Here is a 16,370-nt window from a genome sequence, read left to right on the forward strand (position 1 = left end):
CCGACCGCGACAGGGACCGCGACCGCGACCGCCTGACCCGGCACCGCGGAGTGGGCACATGAACGAGCACAGCGAGGCGGGCACATGACGACGGCCGACCAGGACGGGTGGGACGGTCCCGACCCCGCCCGCCTGTACGTGATCACCCGCGGCCGCAGCGGCCCGGCCGGACCGGGCGTCTTCGACCTGGTCACCCTGATCGTCTCCCGCGCGGAGCCGACGCCCACCATGCAGCCCGAGCACGCGGCCATCCTGCGGCTGTGCCGCTCGCCGCTCTCGGTGGCGGAGGTCTCCGCCTACCTCGAACTGCCCACCAGCGTCGTCACCGTGCTGCTGGCGGACCTGCTCGACGACGGGCGGATCGAGGCCCGCGCCGCCGTCCCCAAGGCGGAACTTCCCGACCGTGCCCTGTTGGAGGCGGTGATCCATGGACTTCAAAGGCTCTGACACGGTGGTCGGGCCGGCCGCCTCGGACCTGCTGCCGGACTCCGTCGCGATGGCGGTCAAGGTGGTGATCGTGGGCGGCTTCGGCGTCGGCAAGACGACGCTGGTCGGCTCGGTCAGCGAGATCCGCCCGCTGACCACCGAGGAGACCATGACCCAGGCCGGGGTCGGCGTGGACGATCCCACCGGGGTCGAACGCAAGACCTCCACCACGGTGGCGATGGACTTCGGCCGGATCAGCATCAGCGACCAGCTCGTGCTGTACGTGTTCGGCACCCCCGGGCAGGAGCGGTTCTGGTTCCTCTGGAACGGCCTGTTCGAGGGTGCCCTGGGCGCGGTGGTGCTGGTGGACACCCGCCGGCTGGAGGTCAGCTTCGAGGTGATCGGGCGGCTGGAGGACCGCGGCGTGCCCTTCGTGGTGGCCGTCAACGACTTCCCGGAGGCGCCGGCGCACCCGGTCGACGAGCTGCGGGCCGCCCTCGACCTGCCGCCCGAGGTGCCGATCGTGGCCTGCGACGCGCGCAGCCGCGAGTCCAGCCGGGACACCCTGATGACCCTGATGCGGTACCTGTACGAGCTCGCGGTCCCGCCCACCCGCTGACGACCGCCCGCCCGGGGCCGCCCGCGCACCCCGCCAGCCGAACCCCCCGTCCGCCCCGCCGACCCCACCCGACCCCGGAGAGCCCGTGAGCACCCCGTTCCCCGATGACGCCGCCCCCACCCCGCCGCCCGGCTGCCCGGCCCACGGGCGCGCCCTCGAACCGTTCGGCCCCGGCGGCGTCCGGCGCCTGTACGGGCCGGAGGCCGAGGCCGACCCGGCGGGCCTGTACGAGAAGCTGCGCGCCGAACACGGCGAGGTGGCCCCGGTCCTGCTGCACGGGGACCTCCCGGCCTGGCTGATCCTCGGCCACGGCGCGAACATCACCGCGATGCGCTCGCCGTCCCTGTTCTCCCGCGACTCCCGCCTCTGGTCGGCGTTCCGCGACGGTGACGTCCCGATGGACTCGCCGCTGATGCCGGTGATCGCCTGGCAGCCGCTGTGCGTGTTCGCGGACGGCGAGGAGCACCGGCGGCTGCGCGGCGCCGTGCTGGACGGCCTGAACCGCTTCGACCGGCGCGGCGTGCGCCGCCACGTCCGGCGGTTCACCACCGAGCTGGTCCAGGTGGTCGGGCAGACCGGCCGGGCCGAGCTGGTCACCCAGTTCGCCGAGCACCTGCCGATGCTCGTCATGACCCAGCTGCTCGGCATGCCCGACGAGTACGGACCACAGCTGGTGAACGCCGCCCGGGACCTCATGAAGGGCACCGAGACGGCCATCGCCAGCAACGAGTACGTGGTGGCGAGCCTGCGCCGGACGATGGCCGCCAAGCGCGAGGACCCGGGCGGTGACCTGGTCACCTGGCTGATGGAGCACCCGGCCGGGCTGACCTACGACGAGGTGATGGAGCACCTGCGGGTGGTGCTGCTCGCCGCGAACGAGACCACCGTCAACCTGATCGCGGACACCCTGAAGATGGTGCTCACCGACCCCCGGTTCCGCGCCCACCTGTCCGGCGGTCAGATGACCCTGGGCGAGGCGCTGGACCAGGTGCTGTGGGACTCCCCGCCGATGTCGCTGGTGGCCGGCCGCTGGGCGACCGTCGACACCGAGCTGGGCGGGCAGCAGATCAGGGCCGGTGACCTGCTGCTGCTCGGACTCGCGGCCGGCAACGTCGACCCGGTCGTCCGGCCCGACCTGGCCACCCCGCTGTACGGCAACCGCTCCCACCTCTCCTTCGGCGCCGGCCCGCACGAGTGCCCCGGCCAGGACATCGGGCGCTCCGTCGCCGAGGCCGGGATCGACATCCTGCTGACCCTCCTGCCGGACCTTCGGCTCGCCGTGCCGGAGGAGGAGCTGACCTGGACCTCCGCCTGGATCTCCCGGCACCTGGTGGAGCTGCCGGTGGAGTTCACCCCGCGCGAGATCGAGCCGCACCCCGACTCCAAGCCGGTCGACGCCCCGGAGCCGGCGGCCGTCGCCGCACCCGAACCCGCGCCGGCGGAGTCGCCGGCGGTGGAGGAGGCGGTGGAGGAGGCGGAGGCACCGGCCGCCGTACGGATCCCGGCGCAGCGCCGCGGCTGGTGGCGGGCGTTGACCGGCCTGTTCCGGCGCTGACGGCCCGTCCCTAACGACGGTCGCTGCGGGGCCGCTGCAGGGTGAAGGTGTCGACCGGGGTGAGGTCCCCGTGCGGGCCGTCGAAGGTGTAGTACGTCACCCGCATCCTGGTCAGACCGCCGCGCCGGTCGCCGGGGTCGACGTCGAAGGCCGCGAAGCCGTGGGTGTGCTGCCGGTCCTGGACGGCGGCCCACGGGGCGTCCTCGGTCAGCCACACGGACTGCCGGTACGGGGCCGGCGGGCGCGGCGCGTCCTCCAGGGCGACGACCACCCGGCCCTTGGGCTCCCCGAACAGGTCGTCCTGGGTGGTGGCGGCGTTGCCACCGGCGCCGATGACCATGTGGACGGTGCCGCGGCCGGTGTCGACCGTGTGGAGGTCGGTGTCGGACGGCACCGGGGTGCGGGTGTCGTTGGGGAGGGTCCCGCGGACGGGGTGGGAGCGCTCGTAGTAGTGCTCGTGGCCGCTGACCACCAGGTCGACCCCGTAGGCGTCGAACAGCGGGCCCCAGGCCTCGCGGATACCGAGGTCGCTGCCGGCGCCGTGCTGCGAGCTGGAGATCATCGGGTGGTGCATGCAGACCACGATCCAGTCGATCGCCCGGCTGCTCCGCGCCGAGCGCAACTCGCGCTCCAGCCAGCGCTGCTGGGCCCCGCCGGAGTAGCCGCGCAGATAGTGGTCGCCGCTGTCCTGGATGGCCACGTCGTCGTTGGCCAGGCTGATGAAGCGCACCGAGCCGACCGTGAAGGCGTACCACATGCCCCGGGTCTCCGCGTCGTCGGCGGCCGCGGAGTCGGGCAGTTCGAAGTAGGTCTGGTAGCCGAGGGCGCCGATCGGGCCGTTGCCGGCCTCGTTCTCGCCGTTGCCGGCGCAGGGCATCCAGGGGCGCAGCCGGGCCGAGCGGCTGTTGTTGATGAACCAGTCGGCCCAGGTCAGCGTGCGGCTCTGGCCGTGCCGGCCGCTGTAGGAGGCGTAGCAGAGGTCGCCGTTGACCAGGTTGAACAGCGGGCCGACGCGTTCGACGGCGGCGACGATGTCGGCGGAGTGCGGGGTGCCGACCTGGCTGCTGGTGAACACCGGGTACTTGCCGAGCGGTGACGGCATGCCGTCGGGGAAGACCACCTGGCGGCGGAGGTTGGGGGTGGCCTGGTCCCCGAAGCTGGTGAAGGTGAAGGGCGCCCGGCCGCGCGGGGCGGTGGTGAAGGAGCCCGGCTCGGGGCTCGCGCCGTCGTGGCCGGCGGTGTAGAGGTAGGTGGTGGCGGGGCGCAGGCCGGTGAGGCGGGCGTGGTGGACGTACACCTCCTCCTTGCCGAGGGCGTCCCGGTAGGTGCGGGTCTGCGCCTCGACGACACGGCCGAGGCCGCCGTCCGGCGAGCCGAGCCGGACCTGCGGGCGGCGCACGGACTGCGGGGTGATCCAGGAGACCGTCATGTCGGCGGACGGGTCCGTGCCGAACTGCAGGTGCAGCCCGCTCACGCTGGGCGCCCCGGTCCGGTGCGGGGTGGACCGCAGCAGCGGGCTCGCGGCGGGCCCCGCCTCCCGGCCCGCGTCCGGGCTTGCCTCCGGGTCCGCCGCCGCGGCCGGCTGGGCGGCCGCACCGCCCGCGACCAGCGCGGCGCCGGCCGCGGATGTGCCCTTGAGGATGGACCTGCGTGCGATCGTCATGGAGCTCCGCCTGCCGAGTGGGGGTGTCGACCCGGAGCACTGTACAGACATGTGCATGCGGAAACGATCGATATGACGGACGGTCACCACCGGTACGACGGAGGGCATGCGTCGGCCCCGGCGGGGGTCGGGGGCTCCGCCGGGGCCGGGCGCAGGGAGTCGGGCGCAGGGTGTCGGGCGCAGGGTGTCGGGCGCAGGGTGTCGGGCGCAGGGCCCGGGGTCAAGCGCCGGGGATCAGGGGCACTGCTTCCAGGCGAGGTGGTAGACGGTGTTGATGCTGCCGTCCGTCGAGTCCATGGTCATGAAGCTGGTGGTGCTGTTCGGGTCCGAGCTGCCGGCGCCGACCCGCAGTTCGGTGTTGATGTTGAAGTTGCGCTCCTCGCCGCAGGGGGCGAAGACCAGGGCGGCGACGTCGACGGTGTCGGTCGCCTGCCAGTTGTCGTCCTTGGGGCCGCTGAAGTGGTGGCTCAGCTGGACGGTCACGGGGTCGCCCTGGAAGTAGTAGCCGGCCTGCTGGGTGCCGGTCGCGCCCTTCTCCAGGTGGGCGAAGCCGCGGTAGTCGGCGGAGGCGATCGCGTAGGTGAAGCCCTGGGGGACGTGCACCCGCAGGTTGAGCTGACAGTTCTTCCGGAAGTCGGTCGGCTTCGAGCCGACCCCCACCTGGGCGAGGTAGCTGCTGTAGGTCACGGTGAAGGCGGTGTTGTCCGGGGAGACGGCCACGGCGGCCGTCCCCGCCGGGCAGCCGGAGCCGTTGACGGTCGCGACGTCGATGACGATCCGATCCGGCGGCGTCGGGAGCGCGCCGGAGCCGAGGGTCGGCGAGGCGAACAGGGTTGCGGCGATTCCGGTCGTGGCCAGTACACGGAGCAGCATGGGCTTCCCCTTCGATCGTCCACGGAGCCGGGGCCGGCGCGTTGGCGCTCCTAGCGCGGTGACGTTCCGAGCGCGTTGGCGGTCCGAGCGCCTTGGCACTTCGAGCGCGGCCCCGAAATTGACATGACTATGTCACCACACCCGGGGTGTCCGCGTACAGGGGGTGACGCGCCTCCCGGGTGACCTGCGGGCGACGAGCAGCAGCTCACCCTCGCCCGCGAGCCGGCCGTCGAACCGGCTCCCGGACAGCCCGACATCGACCTGATCCTCGGCACCCGCGCCCACATCCCGCAGGCCTACGAGAAGATCGGCGACACCTGGACGGTCTACGGCCTCGGCGACCAGCTCGCCGGGCACATGGTCACCTACGACGGCGCCGAGGACCCGCGCGGCAACTGGAGCTCCCTCACCCGCTTCACCGTCACCCCGCCCGCCGGGCCGAGGCTGCGCCGGACGGTGGGCCGGGCCGAGTTCGTCCCGCAGATCACCGACCTCGGGCCGCCCTACCGGGTGCTCAACCTGCGCGAGGCCGTCCGCCGCGACCCCGGCCGCGCCGACTACGCCCGCGCCCTGGAGCACATCCGCTCGGTGGTGCTCGGCCGGGACGCGGGCGCGGCGGAACTCGCCCTGGCGCCGTAGAGCGGAGAAACCGTTACGGCCTGCGGCCCAGCCCCGCGTAGGCCGCCACCTCGTGGTCGCCGAGCACCGGGCCCTCGCCCAGCTCCGGGTGCCAGCGGTTGATCAGCACCACGCCCGGGTCGTCCAGTTCCAGCCCGGTGAAGAAGCGCTCGACGCCCGCGCGGGGGCGCAGGTGGTTCTCGATGCCGGCCTCCGAGTAGCGGCGGGAGCCGATCGCGACCAGGTCGGGAATCGAGTCGGCGGTGCCGGCGGTCAGCGCGAGGAAGCTGCCGGAGGGCAGGGCGTCGACCAGCTTGCGGACCGGCGGGTACGCGGCCTCGTCGGAGAGGAAGTGCACGATGTTGATCAGCGTCAGCGCGATCGGCCGGTCGAGGTCCAGGGTGGCGGCCACCGCGGGATCGGCCAGGAACCTCCCCGGCTCGCGCAGGTCGCCCTCGACGTAGGCGGTGCGGCCCTCGGGGGTGCTGGTGAGCAGCGCGCGCGAGTGGGCGAGCACGATCGGGTCGTTGTCGACGTACACCACCCGGCAGGACGGGTCGACGGCCTGGACGACCTCGTGCAGGTTGGGCGTGGTGGGGATGCCGGTGCCGACGTCCAGGAACTGGCGGACGCCGTGCACCTCGACCAGCCGGCGGACCATCCGGTGCATCACCGCGCGGGCCGCGACGGTGGCGGTGCGCGAGCCGGGCCACTCCCCGAGGATGCGGTCGCCGACCTCGCGGTCCACCGGGAAGTTGGTCTTGCCGCCGAGCAGGTAGTCGTAGACCCGGGCCGGGTGCGCGCGGTCGGTGCGCAGGTCCACCTGCGGCGCCTCCTCGAACCGGACCCCGGTCAGCCAGCCGTCCGGACCGCTGTTCTCCATGTCTTGCCCTTCCGCACGTTCGTTCCCGTCCCACTCAACCACAGGACATGATCGAACGTCAGCCACTTCGGGACGGCACCCGCCCGCCGCGCGCCTTGATGGCCGGAGCCCCCACGGCGGCGGCGAAGGACGGCACCCGCAGGGCGGTGACGAGGCCGAGCGCCGGGCCCAGCGTGCAGAGGGTGACGTAGCCGGGGATCAGGCCGAGGCGGTGGTGGTCGTGCAGCCACTCGGCGAGCAGCGGGAAGGAGCCGCCGAACACGGCGATGGTGGCCGCGTTGACCACGCCCAGGCCGAGGGCGCGGACCTCCGTCGGGAACAGCAGGCCGGTGAAGACGTTGAGCGTCCCGAGCACCGTCGCCACCAGCATCCCCAGCAGCACGGCGACGACCTGGAACGGCAGCCAGCCCTGCCGCAGCCCGATCAGCAGCACCGGGACCAGCAGCACCGGCAGCGCGAACCCGGTCCGGGCCACCGGCAGCAGGCCGAAACGGTCGGCGGCGGCGCCGCTGAGCAGCATGGTGGCCAGCACCACCGCGAGCACCACGGTCATGAAGGAGGTCGCCTCCTCCCGGTCGACCACCCCGTAGGCGGCGGCGTACTGCGGCAGGTAGACCAGGGCGAAGTAGTAACCGACCGTCCCGCCCAGGGTGTTGAGGAAGACGGTGAGCACGGCCCAGCGGTGCTCGCGCAGCACCCGCAGGAACGGCGGGCGGGCGCCCGTCGACTCCGCCCGGGCTCGGCGGAACTCCGCGCTCTCCGGGGCCGCCCGGCGCACCCAGACGGCGGCCAGCCCGAGCAGCGCCGCAACCACGAAGGCCCAGCGCCAACCGCCGTCGGTCACACCGGACTTGCCGAGGGTGTGCAGCAGCAGCGCGAGCACCCCGTAGGAGAGCAGCGAGCCGACGATGATCCCGCCGTAGGAGACCGAGCTGAACGCGAAGCGGTGCCGGGGCGGGGCCGTCTCGGTCACGTACGCGGCGACGCTGGGCGCCTCCCCGCCGAAGGCCAGCCCCTGCACCACCCGCGCGGCGACGGCCAGGACCGCCGCCCAGGCGCCGATCGTCCGCTGGTCCGGCAGCACGGCGATGCCGAGGCTGGCGGCGGCGATCACGGACATGCCGAGGGTCAGGGCGAAGCGCCGCCCCCGGGTGTCGCTGAGCCGCCCGATCAGGTACGAGCCGACCGGCCGGGCGACGAACCCGACCGCGAAGGTCGCGTACGCCCCGAGCAGGCCACTGACCCCGCCCTTGCCGTGCCCGAAGAGGTCCGCCGCGAAGTACGGGGCGAGGACGGCGTAGATGTTCCAGTCGAAGGACTCGACCACCGAGCCCACCGTGGCGGCGGCCAACTCCCGTCGCCGCCGGCCGGCTTGCGGCTCCTCGCGCGGCGGGGTGGTTCCGGTCCGATCTGTCATGGCCTCAGCATGGCACCGATCGAGGTGGCGCGGTATCGGACGCGGCGAGGTCCGCCGCCCCCGGCGGCCCGGCGCTACCGGCCGGGGTGGTGTTACCGGCCGGGGTGGCGGACGAAGCGGTAGGTCTCGCGGTCCAGTTCGGTGACCTCCACGCCGATCGCGGCGGGCACGTCGAGGCGGGCCTCCAGCGCGGCGAGCACCCGGGCCGTCAGCTCGGCACGCTGCGCGGTGCTGCGGCCGGCCAGGATCTTGACCTCCACCAGCACCACCGCGCGCCCGCCCCTCCCGTCGCCGACCACATGGCGCCCGGCCGGGCGGAACAGCGTCTTGCAGTCCGCCACGGTGGTGTCGATCACCTCGGCGATCAGCCGGTGGACCTCCTCGGCGAAGCCCGCCTGGTCGAGGTCGAGGCCGGCGGAGTGGTCGACCAGGATCTGCGGCACGGAAACCTCCCAGGAGACGGAGCCCGCGCAGGGCTCCTCGGACAGTTCGGCGACGCTACCGCGCGCGGCCGCGCGGCCCTCGGGCAGGGCGCTCACCGGGGTGCGGCGCGGCGGTGGCGCGGCACTCCCGGGCCCCCGGTTGCGGCGGTGACCCGGGAGCCCGAGAACGTGAACAGCGGGTCAGCAGCCGAAGTTGATCAGGCGGAAGGTCACGTAGTGGTCGCCGGTGTAGTAGTCCTCGCGGGTGCGCTGGCCGGTGACGATCCGGCGGGTGCCGCGGGTCGGCGAGCCGGGCGTCACCACGGTGTACTCGTGGTAGTAGCCGGAGGACTGGCTCGGCAGCACGCGCTCCTTGTTCTGGAACACCACGCCGTCCTGGCTGTACGGGAACGGCCCGCCGGAGGCGATCAGGTTGAGCGTGGTGCGCGCCTGCGACGGCAGGGCGGACAGGCACACCGAGCCGCTCACCGCGGCGTGTGCCTCGGTGGCGACCGCGACGGGCGCGAGGGTCATCAGGGCAACGGCGGTGACGGCGGCGGCGCGGGACTTCCACGCGCGTAGAGTTCGGGTCATGACAACCAGCATGGCGACCGCCCCGGCCCGCCGAAAGCCCTGATCCAACTCTTCATCTCGGGTCAACTCGACGTACCCACAGCGGACTTGGCATGGACAGCAGCCGCTCCGGGCCCGCCCTGCGCGAAGCCGAGCCGAGCCGAGGCCGGACACGCCTGCGCCACCGGGGCGTTCACCGCCCCGGTGGCGCGTCCGGCGTCTCGGCGTCAGCCCCGGGGCAGGGCCAGGGACTGGACGGCCGGCAGCTTGCGCCAGTCGCTGGAGACGATGCTGGCGTGCGCCCGGGCCAGCTGCTCGGTGCGGGCGCGGGCCTGGTCCGGCATCGGGTCGGTGGCGCTGATGGCGGGCGCCACGTTGTGCGCGTCCGTCATGACCAGCAGGTAGTGCGAGCGGTCGTACCACGCGGTGTCGACGCCGTTGAGGTAGCTGGCGGCGTCGCCGTCGAAGACCACGAACCAGGGCCGGATCCCGGCGTCCGCGCCCGTGTACGCGGCGCGCGGGTCGCCGGTCTTGGCGCCGTGCACGGCGGGGAACAGCTGGGCGTCGCCGATCCGGCCGGCGGCGGCGAGGTCGCGCAGGTGGCGGCCGTACTCGACGTCGGTGTGCAGGGTGTCGAAGGGGTTGCTCTCCTCGACCGTCCCCGGGATCGCGTACAGCAGGACCTTTCCGGCCAGCGCCGCGCGGCTCGGCCAGTTGCCGGCCCGCACCGCCTCGTCGACACTGGCGTACGAGCCGCCGCCCGGCTTGGCGAGCAGGTCGGCCGGGCGCAGCACGGCCGGGCCCAGGTGGGCGGCGATCAGCGCGTCCAGTTCCGTCGGCCCCATGCCGAGGTTGGCCGAGAAGCCCGCCTTGAGCTCCAGCTTGACCACCAGCGGGCCGGCGCCCGGGTGGGCGCCGAGCCAGACCCGGACGTCGTCGAGGCAGTTCTCCAGGTTCTTGTTGGCGCCGCCGCTGTAGAGCTGCGCCGGGGTGCTGGCGGCGGTGCAGTTGTTGGAGTTGCCGAGCGGGTTGGAGTGGCTGACCTTCCACTCCTTGGTGACGATGTCCGTCCAGATGTCCAGCTCGATCATCCCGGTGCCGGTGTCGAGCCCCTGGGCGAGGTACGGGTAGGCGGCCGGGTCGTAGGTGTTGTGCAGGCCGACGGTGGTGGCCGAGCCGAACGGCAGGTCCGCCGGGCCGCTCGCGGCCGCGTCCTGCGCCGCGTCGGCGGTCGTCGGAATCAGGGCCGCGGCGGCGGCGAGCAGGCCGGCCGCCAGGATGGCGGCGGCGGTGCGGCGTACGGTCACAGGTACTGTCCCCCCAAGTGCGGATGTGCCTCCGGCCGCCCCTCCCGGACGGTCGGACGAAGCATCGCCCACCAGGGCGAGCTCCGGGTGAAGAAGACACGACAATAGCGTGACGGCTGTACCGCTCCCGCCCGGGTTAGCGTGGGCCGTCCAGCAGGCGCGGCCCGGTCCGCGCCTGAGCACCGAGCACCGGAGGAACTCCCGTGTCCCTGGTCCGCGTCCACAACTTCTCGATCTCGCTCGACGGCTACGGAACGGGCGAGGGGCAGAGCCTCGACTCGCCGTTCGGCCACGCCGGCGACCGGCTGCACGGCTGGTTCTTCCAGACCCGGACCTTCCGGCGGATGCACGGCCGGGAGGGCGACACCGGCGGCGACACCGGCGTCGACGACGCGATGGCCCGCACCTGGAGCGACGGCATCGGTGCGGAGATCATGGGGCGCAACAAGTTCGGCCCGCAGCGCGGCCCGTGGCAGGACCACGAGTGGAAGGGCTGGTGGGGGCCGGACCCGGTGTTCCACACCCCGGTCTTCGTCCTCACCCACCACCCGCGCCCCACGCTGGAGATGGCGGGCGGGACGACCTTCCACTTCCTCGACGCCACGCCCGAGGAGGCACTGCGCCAAGCCAAGGCGGCGGCCGACGGGAAGGACGTCCGGATCGGCGGCGGCCCGAGCACCGTCCGGGCCTTCCTGGAGGCGGACCTGATCGACCACCTGCACGTGGTGGTGGTGCCGATCGTCCTCGGCCGCGGCGAGCGGCTCTGGGACGGGCTCGAAGGCCTGGAACAGCGCTTCCGCACCGAGGCGGTGACCAGCCCGAGCGGCGTCACCCACCTCACCTTCACCCGGCGGTGACCGGCCGGTAGCCGAAAAGACGGTGGCCTCCCCGCACCCGCGGGGAGGCCACCGTCACACTCGGACCGTCGGACCTGTCGGACCCGGTCAGACCCGGTCGGCCGCGATCAGGACGTACTGGAAGGAGCCGTCCTTGTAGGAGTTGATGAACGCCTCCTCGATGCCGGTGACCAGCGAGGAGGTGGCGCGCAGCTCCCAGTAGGGCAGGGTGGCGGGGGTCAGGTCGATGACGGCCTGCGGCACCAGCCGGTTGTCAACCATGGCCCGCAGGTACTCCCGGCGGGAGTGGATGTTGCACTCGAAGTGCGCGTTGATCTGCGAGACCCACTTGGACGGCTGCCCGTAGGCGGGGTTCCAGCAGCCGGTGACGGTCACGTACCGGCCGCCGACGGCGAGGATCCGGGAGTGCTCGGCGAACAGGTCGTGCAGGTCGACGTACATGCTGGACTCGTTGTTCCACGAGCCCGCCACCTGGCCGGTCTCGAACGGCATGTCGAGCATGTTGCAGACCTGCGAGCGGACGAAGTCGCCGATGCCCAGCTCGTGGGCCCGGTTGTTGCCGAACTCGGCCTGCTTGGCGGAGAGCGTGACGCCCTGGACCCGGCAGCCGAAGCGCTGGTGGGCCATCACCATCGAGCCGCCGCGGCCGCAGCCGGCGTCCACCAGGGTGGCGTCGGCCGGAACCGCGCCCAGGTGGTCGAGGAGCAGCTCGGCCTGCGCGGACTCCAGGCGGTGCAGCTCGGTGATCACCTTCTTCTCGCGCTCGCTGTCGGCCGGGTCGCCGATGGCGGCCTGGTCGACGTCGCCGATGCCGTAGTGGTGGTGGTAGAGGCCGTCCACGTCGCCGAGGCGAAGGTTGACCGGCCGTGCCTCGTGGTCCCAGTAACGTGCGATGTCGCCCTGGTAGGGGGTCGCCGGCCCGGGGATGGCGGCGTTGTCGGCGGGGGTGGTGATGTCGTCGGTCAGGGACATGCGTCAGCTCCTAGCGGGTGATCAACGGAAGGGGGACGGCTGCCGGAAACGGTGGTTACCAGAAGTCGGGCAGGGTGTAGCGGAAGGAGTTGGTCTGGTGCCAGAAGTGGTTGCCGTCGACCCACGCGGACACACCGCGCAGGAACCGTACGAGGGTCGGGACGGGGCAGGCCGCGGCCAGCGCGGCCGCCTCGGCCTCGAAGGCGTGCATCAGGTCGTTGTGGACCTCGACCGCCTTGAGGTAGCCGTCCCGGTGCGAGCAGTCCTCGCGTTCGGCGATCACCACGGGCAGGTTCAGGTGCAGTCCGGGGATGGACAGCTCCTTGGTGTACGAGTACAGGTCGTTGACGATGGTGGTCGCGTTGCCGGCCAGAGCGATCACGCGCTGCATGGCGGGTAGCGCGTGCAGTTCGGCCGGCAGCTCGTAGCCGCCGACGGTGTCCGTGATCGTCGGGCAGGGGCGGAAGTTGTTGAACTGGCGCATCGCCAGGTACTCCCACACCTGCGGGACGTGCTCGGTCTCGGCCCACGACGCCTCGGCGAGGTACCCGAGGTGCAGCCGGGCCATGTCGTGCCGGAACCGGTCCGCCTGGGAGGGCGTGGAGGCCCGGGTGAAGTACTCCATCGCGGAGCGGTACGCCCGGCGGGGCGCGTCCTCGTGCAGCGAGGCCTCCCACTCCGGGTGGTACTCCGGGGTGGTGTGCAGCGGGTCGAGCGCGGTGTGCGCCAGCAGCAGGCGCCCGCCGAGGCCGACCGGCGAGCCGCCGTGCTCCTCGCAGTAGTAGTCGTCGACCGCGTTCTCGGCGACCATCAGGCGGGCGGCGAGCATCAGGTGGTCGACGCCGGGCGCGTCCGGGTGGCAGGCCACCATGTAGCGGCCGGTCGAGAAGCCGTCGAACTGCTTCTCCCAGTCCGGCGGGTACAGCTCGACCTCGTCCAGCGCCCAGGCCTTGATCCTGAGGCTCAGCTCCTCCACCCGCACCGGGTCGGGCTCGGCCACCGGGTGGTGGTAGAGGCCCGGGATGGCGTCGCCGGGCTGCGGCTTGGAACCACCCGGCTTGGAACCGCCCGGCGAGGGGCTGTCGGACGTGGGGACGCCGGGCACGGAGGTGTTGGGTGCGGGCGCGCTCGGGGCGGGGGGACTCTGCGCCAGGTTCAGGCCCGCGGTGCCCAGGCCGCTCGGCCCGCGCAGGATCCGCTCCATCGCCGAGGAGCTCACGACCCCACCGCCGCGGCGGCAGTGCGCTCGAAGGGTGTCCCCGCTCTGGTGCACAGGGGCATGGAGCCTCCTCTGACTCTGATGAAGGATCGCGAGACATGACGCTTCGTCACCTGGCCGACGGCGCGGGCGGTCTTCGAACGCGCCCCCCGTCTCGCTCGGTTCACAACCGTAGGCGCGGGGACCGGTTCGGAAACGCTCCGAACGATCTTCTACACCCGATCAGGTGAACGTGGGCCCGTATGGCGTTTGAAACGCCACCTCCTCATGCATCGGTCCGCCGCGCCCGCCGGCGTAAGGGGGAGAAGAATGGCCACGACCCCGTGACGGAACGGGGCCAGGAAGGACGTACCAGCACATGGAGACCCAGGGCCGCAGCCGCACCGCACTGGTCGAGGACCTCATGGAGCGTTTCCCCGACGTGCCCCGGGAGGCCGTGATCAAGGAGGACCTGCTGCGCGGCGGCATGGCCTTCGACGAGTCCGCCCTCAGCGGCAGCACCGGCGCCGACGGGAGCGGCGAGGTCAAGCCGAAGTCGTACTTCATCTTCTCCTTCGACCACCGCACCCTGCCCGAACTCGGCGCGGCCGCGCTCAACCGCCCGCCGGAGGAGGTCGTGCTCACCGGCGGCCCGTACGGGCTGCGCCGCACCGTGGTGTCGGTGCGGGTCAACCCGGACTCGCCGTACCGGGTCGGCGCCGGGGAGGACGGCACGCTCGGCCTGTACCTCGACGGCGCGCGGATCGCCGACGTGGGCCTGCCTCCGATGCCCGACTACTACCGACACACCCTGGCCAACGGGAAGTCGGTGATGGAGGTCGCCCCGACCATCCAGTGGGGCTACCTGATCTACCTGACGGTCTTCCGGGTCTGCCAGTACTTCGGCGCCAAGGAGGAGTGCCAGTACTGCGACATCAACCACAACTGGCGCCAGCACAAGGCCGCCGGCCGCCCCTACACCGGGGTCAAGCCGGTCGAGGAGGTGCTGGAGGCACTGGAGCTCATCGACCGCCACGACACCGCCCGCGCCTCCCAGGCGTACACCCTCACCGGCGGCGCCATCACCTCGCAGGTCGGCGGCCGGGACGAGGCCGACTTCTACGGCCAGTACGCCAAGGCCATCGAGGAGCGCTTCCCCGGGCGCTGGATCGGCAAGGTCGTCGCCCAGGCCCTGCCGCGCGAGGACGTCCAGCGCTTCCACGACTACGGCGTGCGGATCTACCACCCCAACTTCGAGGTCTGGGACAAGCGCCTGTTCGAGCTGTACTGCCCCGGCAAGGAGCGCTACGTCGGCCGCGACGAGTGGCACCGGCGCATCCTCGACTCCACCGAGGTGTTCGGCCCGGAGAACGTGATCCCCAACTTCGTCGCCGGGGTCGAGATGGCGCAGCCCTTCGGCTTCACCACCGTCGACGAGGCCATCGCCTCCACCCGGGAGGGCCTGCGCTTCTTCATGTCCCACGGCGTGGTGCCCCGCTTCACCACCTGGTGCCCCGAACCCACCACTCCGCTCGGCAAGGCCAACCCCCAGGGCGCCCCGCTGGAGTACCACATCCGCCTGCTCCGGGCCTACCGCGCCACCCTCGAGGAGTTCGGCCTCTCCTCCCCGCCCGGCTACGGCCCGGCCGGCCCCGGCAAGGCCGTCTTCTCGGTCAGCTCCTTCATGGACTCGCTGCCCGGCTGAGCCCCCGACGCACGCCGCCCCCGGTCGGCATGACGGGACGTCAGGATGACGCCGGGGGCCGTCGGCCCACCGCGAGGAGGAGGCGGACCCCGCCGATCGGCGCGTGGGTGGGGGTACGAACAGCGTGTTAGCTTCCCGCCATGGGATTACGTGGGGCTCGTGGGGTGGCGGCGCGGTCGGCGATCGAGGGGATGCGGGAGCTCGCCGGGGAGGGGTTGACGGCGCCGGACGTGTTCCGGCGGGCGGACGAACTGCTGCGCCCGGTCCTGGAGTTCGACGCGGTGTGCTGGCACACGGCGGATCCGGCGACCGGGCTGGTGAACTCGGTGCAGAGCGAGGACCTCAGCCTGACGGCGTACGAGCACGCCGTCAGGCTGGAGGTCTGGGAGGACGACCTGGCGACCTTCCCGAAGATCCGGCACAGCGGGGCGCAGGCGGAGACGCTGAGCCGGGCGACCAAGGGGCGCCCGCAGGAGAGCGTGCGGTTCCGGGAGCAGATAGCACCGGCCGGGTTCGGGGACGAACTGCGGGCGGTGTTCGACGCGACGGGCGGGATGTGGGGGTGCGCGGCGTTCATGCGGGCCCCGGACCGCGGCCCCTACCTGGGACGCCAGCGCGAGCTCGCCGGCGCCGCCGCCCGCCACCTGGGCAACGCGCTGCGGGCGTGCCACGTTCCGGCCGGCGCGCCGGACCAGGAGGACGCGGGGCCTGCGGTCCTGCTGCTCGACCGGCGCAACCGGCTGCGGGCGATGTCCGGCCCGGCCGAGGACCTGCTCGACCGGCTGGCCGACCCCACCCCCACCTCGCTCAGCATCCCGACCTCCGTGGCGATGGCCGCCGAGCACGCCCGCCGGGCGGCGCACGGGCTGGCCGCGCCGCAGACGCCGGTACGGGTCCGCTCCCGGGACGATCGCTGGTACCTGCTGCACGGATCGGCGCTGCGCGGCGACGCGGCGGCGGACGAGGTGACGGTGGTGGCCACGCCCGCCTCGCCGGCCGAGGTGATGCCGCTCTACCTGGCCGCGTACGGGCTGACCGCCCGCGAACAGGAGGTGGCGCTGCTGCTGGTGCGCGGCAGCGACACCCGGGACGTGGCCCGGCTGCTCGCGATGACGCCGTACACGGTGCAGGACCACCTGAAGTCGGTGTTCACCAAGACCGGGGTGGGCAGCCGACAGGAACTGATCGCGCGGATCATGCTCGGCGGGGGGCGCTGCTGACCCGTGGCCCCGCGCCCCTGGCGCGCGCCCGCCGCACGCCCCCAGGAATCTGGGATGGCCGG

At 72.9% G+C, this 16,370-nt stretch carries 16 protein-coding genes; 7 read left to right on the plus strand and 9 right to left on the minus strand.

Annotated features, from left to right (window positions below; genetic code table 11):
- Window positions 1-84 precede the first annotated feature (84 nt).
- From AC07AL_RS06490 to AC07AL_RS06500, 3 genes are all read left to right on the plus strand, one after another.
- A complete protein-coding gene (locus tag AC07AL_RS06490; RefSeq protein ID WP_063345928.1) occupies window positions 85-447 on the plus strand; it encodes a DUF742 domain-containing protein in 363 nt (120 codons plus the stop codon).
- Window positions 428-1,045: a GTP-binding protein gene (locus tag AC07AL_RS06495; RefSeq protein ID WP_478317049.1), complete on the plus strand. Its 618-nt coding sequence runs from the start codon at window positions 428-430 to the stop codon at window positions 1,043-1,045. Before AC07AL_RS06490 ends, AC07AL_RS06495 begins: the two co-directional genes overlap by 20 nt.
- Before the next feature lie 85 nt (window positions 1,046-1,130).
- Complete coding sequence (locus tag AC07AL_RS06500; protein WP_478317050.1) at window positions 1,131-2,600, plus strand: cytochrome P450 family protein; 1,470 nt, start codon at window positions 1,131-1,133, stop codon at window positions 2,598-2,600.
- A 10-nt stretch (window positions 2,601-2,610) separates the two neighbouring features.
- Here the strand turns inward: AC07AL_RS06500 and AC07AL_RS06505 are convergent, their stop codons facing one another.
- Both AC07AL_RS06505 and AC07AL_RS06510 read right to left on the minus strand, forming a co-directional pair.
- Window positions 2,611-4,263, minus strand: coding sequence for a purple acid phosphatase family protein (locus AC07AL_RS06505; RefSeq protein WP_363587154.1), 1,653 nt, complete (start codon window positions 4,261-4,263; stop codon window positions 2,611-2,613).
- Between the two features lie 234 nt (window positions 4,264-4,497).
- Entirely contained in the window at window positions 4,498-5,136 is a 639-nt protein-coding gene (locus tag AC07AL_RS06510) for a DUF4360 domain-containing protein (RefSeq protein ID WP_478317052.1), read from the minus strand.
- Window positions 5,137-5,493: 357 nt separating this feature from the next.
- Between AC07AL_RS06510 and AC07AL_RS06515 the strand changes: the two genes are divergently transcribed.
- Entirely contained in the window at window positions 5,494-5,775 is a 282-nt protein-coding gene (locus tag AC07AL_RS06515) for a hypothetical protein (protein ID WP_478317054.1), read from the plus strand.
- A gap of 13 nt (window positions 5,776-5,788) precedes the next feature.
- Here the strand turns inward: AC07AL_RS06515 and AC07AL_RS06520 are convergent, their stop codons facing one another.
- The 5 genes from AC07AL_RS06520 to AC07AL_RS06540 all read right to left on the minus strand — a co-directional run bounded on the left by AC07AL_RS06520 (window position 5,789) and on the right by AC07AL_RS06540 (window position 10,356).
- The gene (locus tag AC07AL_RS06520; RefSeq protein WP_478317056.1) at window positions 5,789-6,637 is read right to left on the minus strand and encodes an SAM-dependent methyltransferase; all 849 of its coding nucleotides are present in this window, start codon (window positions 6,635-6,637) and stop codon (window positions 5,789-5,791) included.
- 58 nt (window positions 6,638-6,695) lie between these two features.
- Window positions 6,696-8,054, minus strand: coding sequence for an MFS transporter (locus AC07AL_RS06525; RefSeq protein ID WP_478317058.1), 1,359 nt, complete (start codon window positions 8,052-8,054; stop codon window positions 6,696-6,698).
- Window positions 8,055-8,146: 92 nt separating this feature from the next.
- Window positions 8,147-8,593 carry a 5-carboxymethyl-2-hydroxymuconate Delta-isomerase gene (locus AC07AL_RS06530; protein WP_400808033.1) on the minus strand — a complete coding sequence of 149 codons (447 nt, stop codon included), beginning with the start codon at window positions 8,591-8,593 and terminating at the stop codon, window positions 8,147-8,149.
- 84 nt (window positions 8,594-8,677) lie between these two features.
- Window positions 8,678-9,010, minus strand: a complete 333-nt coding sequence (locus tag AC07AL_RS06535) for a ribonuclease domain-containing protein (RefSeq protein WP_363587179.1) — start codon at window positions 9,008-9,010, stop codon at window positions 8,678-8,680.
- A 266-nt stretch (window positions 9,011-9,276) separates the two neighbouring features.
- Entirely contained in the window at window positions 9,277-10,356 is a 1,080-nt protein-coding gene (locus AC07AL_RS06540) for a phosphatidylinositol-specific phospholipase C domain-containing protein (RefSeq protein WP_478317060.1), read from the minus strand.
- 203 nt (window positions 10,357-10,559) lie between these two features.
- Between AC07AL_RS06540 and AC07AL_RS06545 the strand changes: the two genes are divergently transcribed.
- Complete coding sequence (locus tag AC07AL_RS06545) at window positions 10,560-11,213, plus strand: dihydrofolate reductase family protein (protein ID WP_363632503.1); 654 nt, start codon at window positions 10,560-10,562, stop codon at window positions 11,211-11,213.
- Between the two features lie 87 nt (window positions 11,214-11,300).
- Here AC07AL_RS06545 and AC07AL_RS06550 read toward each other — a convergent pair whose 3' ends face one another.
- A complete protein-coding gene (locus AC07AL_RS06550) occupies window positions 11,301-12,185 on the minus strand; it encodes a geranyl diphosphate 2-C-methyltransferase (RefSeq protein WP_363632505.1) in 885 nt (294 codons plus the stop codon).
- Window positions 12,186-12,240: 55 nt separating this feature from the next.
- Window positions 12,241-13,494 (minus strand): family 2 encapsulin nanocompartment cargo protein terpene cyclase, encoded by a 1,254-nt coding sequence (locus tag AC07AL_RS06555; protein ID WP_400988666.1) that lies wholly within the window; start codon window positions 13,492-13,494, stop codon window positions 12,241-12,243.
- A gap of 268 nt (window positions 13,495-13,762) precedes the next feature.
- On the opposite strand from AC07AL_RS06555, the gene AC07AL_RS06560 reads away from it, so the two are divergent.
- Together AC07AL_RS06560 and AC07AL_RS06565 are read left to right on the plus strand one after the other, a co-directional pair.
- Window positions 13,763-15,088 carry a radical SAM protein gene (locus AC07AL_RS06560; protein WP_363622791.1) on the plus strand — a complete coding sequence of 442 codons (1,326 nt, stop codon included), beginning with the start codon at window positions 13,763-13,765 and terminating at the stop codon, window positions 15,086-15,088.
- Between the two features lie 140 nt (window positions 15,089-15,228).
- Window positions 15,229-16,308 (plus strand): helix-turn-helix transcriptional regulator, encoded by a 1,080-nt coding sequence (locus AC07AL_RS06565; protein ID WP_363587144.1) that lies wholly within the window; start codon window positions 15,229-15,231, stop codon window positions 16,306-16,308.
- Window positions 16,309-16,370 lie beyond the last annotated feature (62 nt).

Source organism: Kitasatospora sp. NPDC043949, from assembly GCF_056435365.1.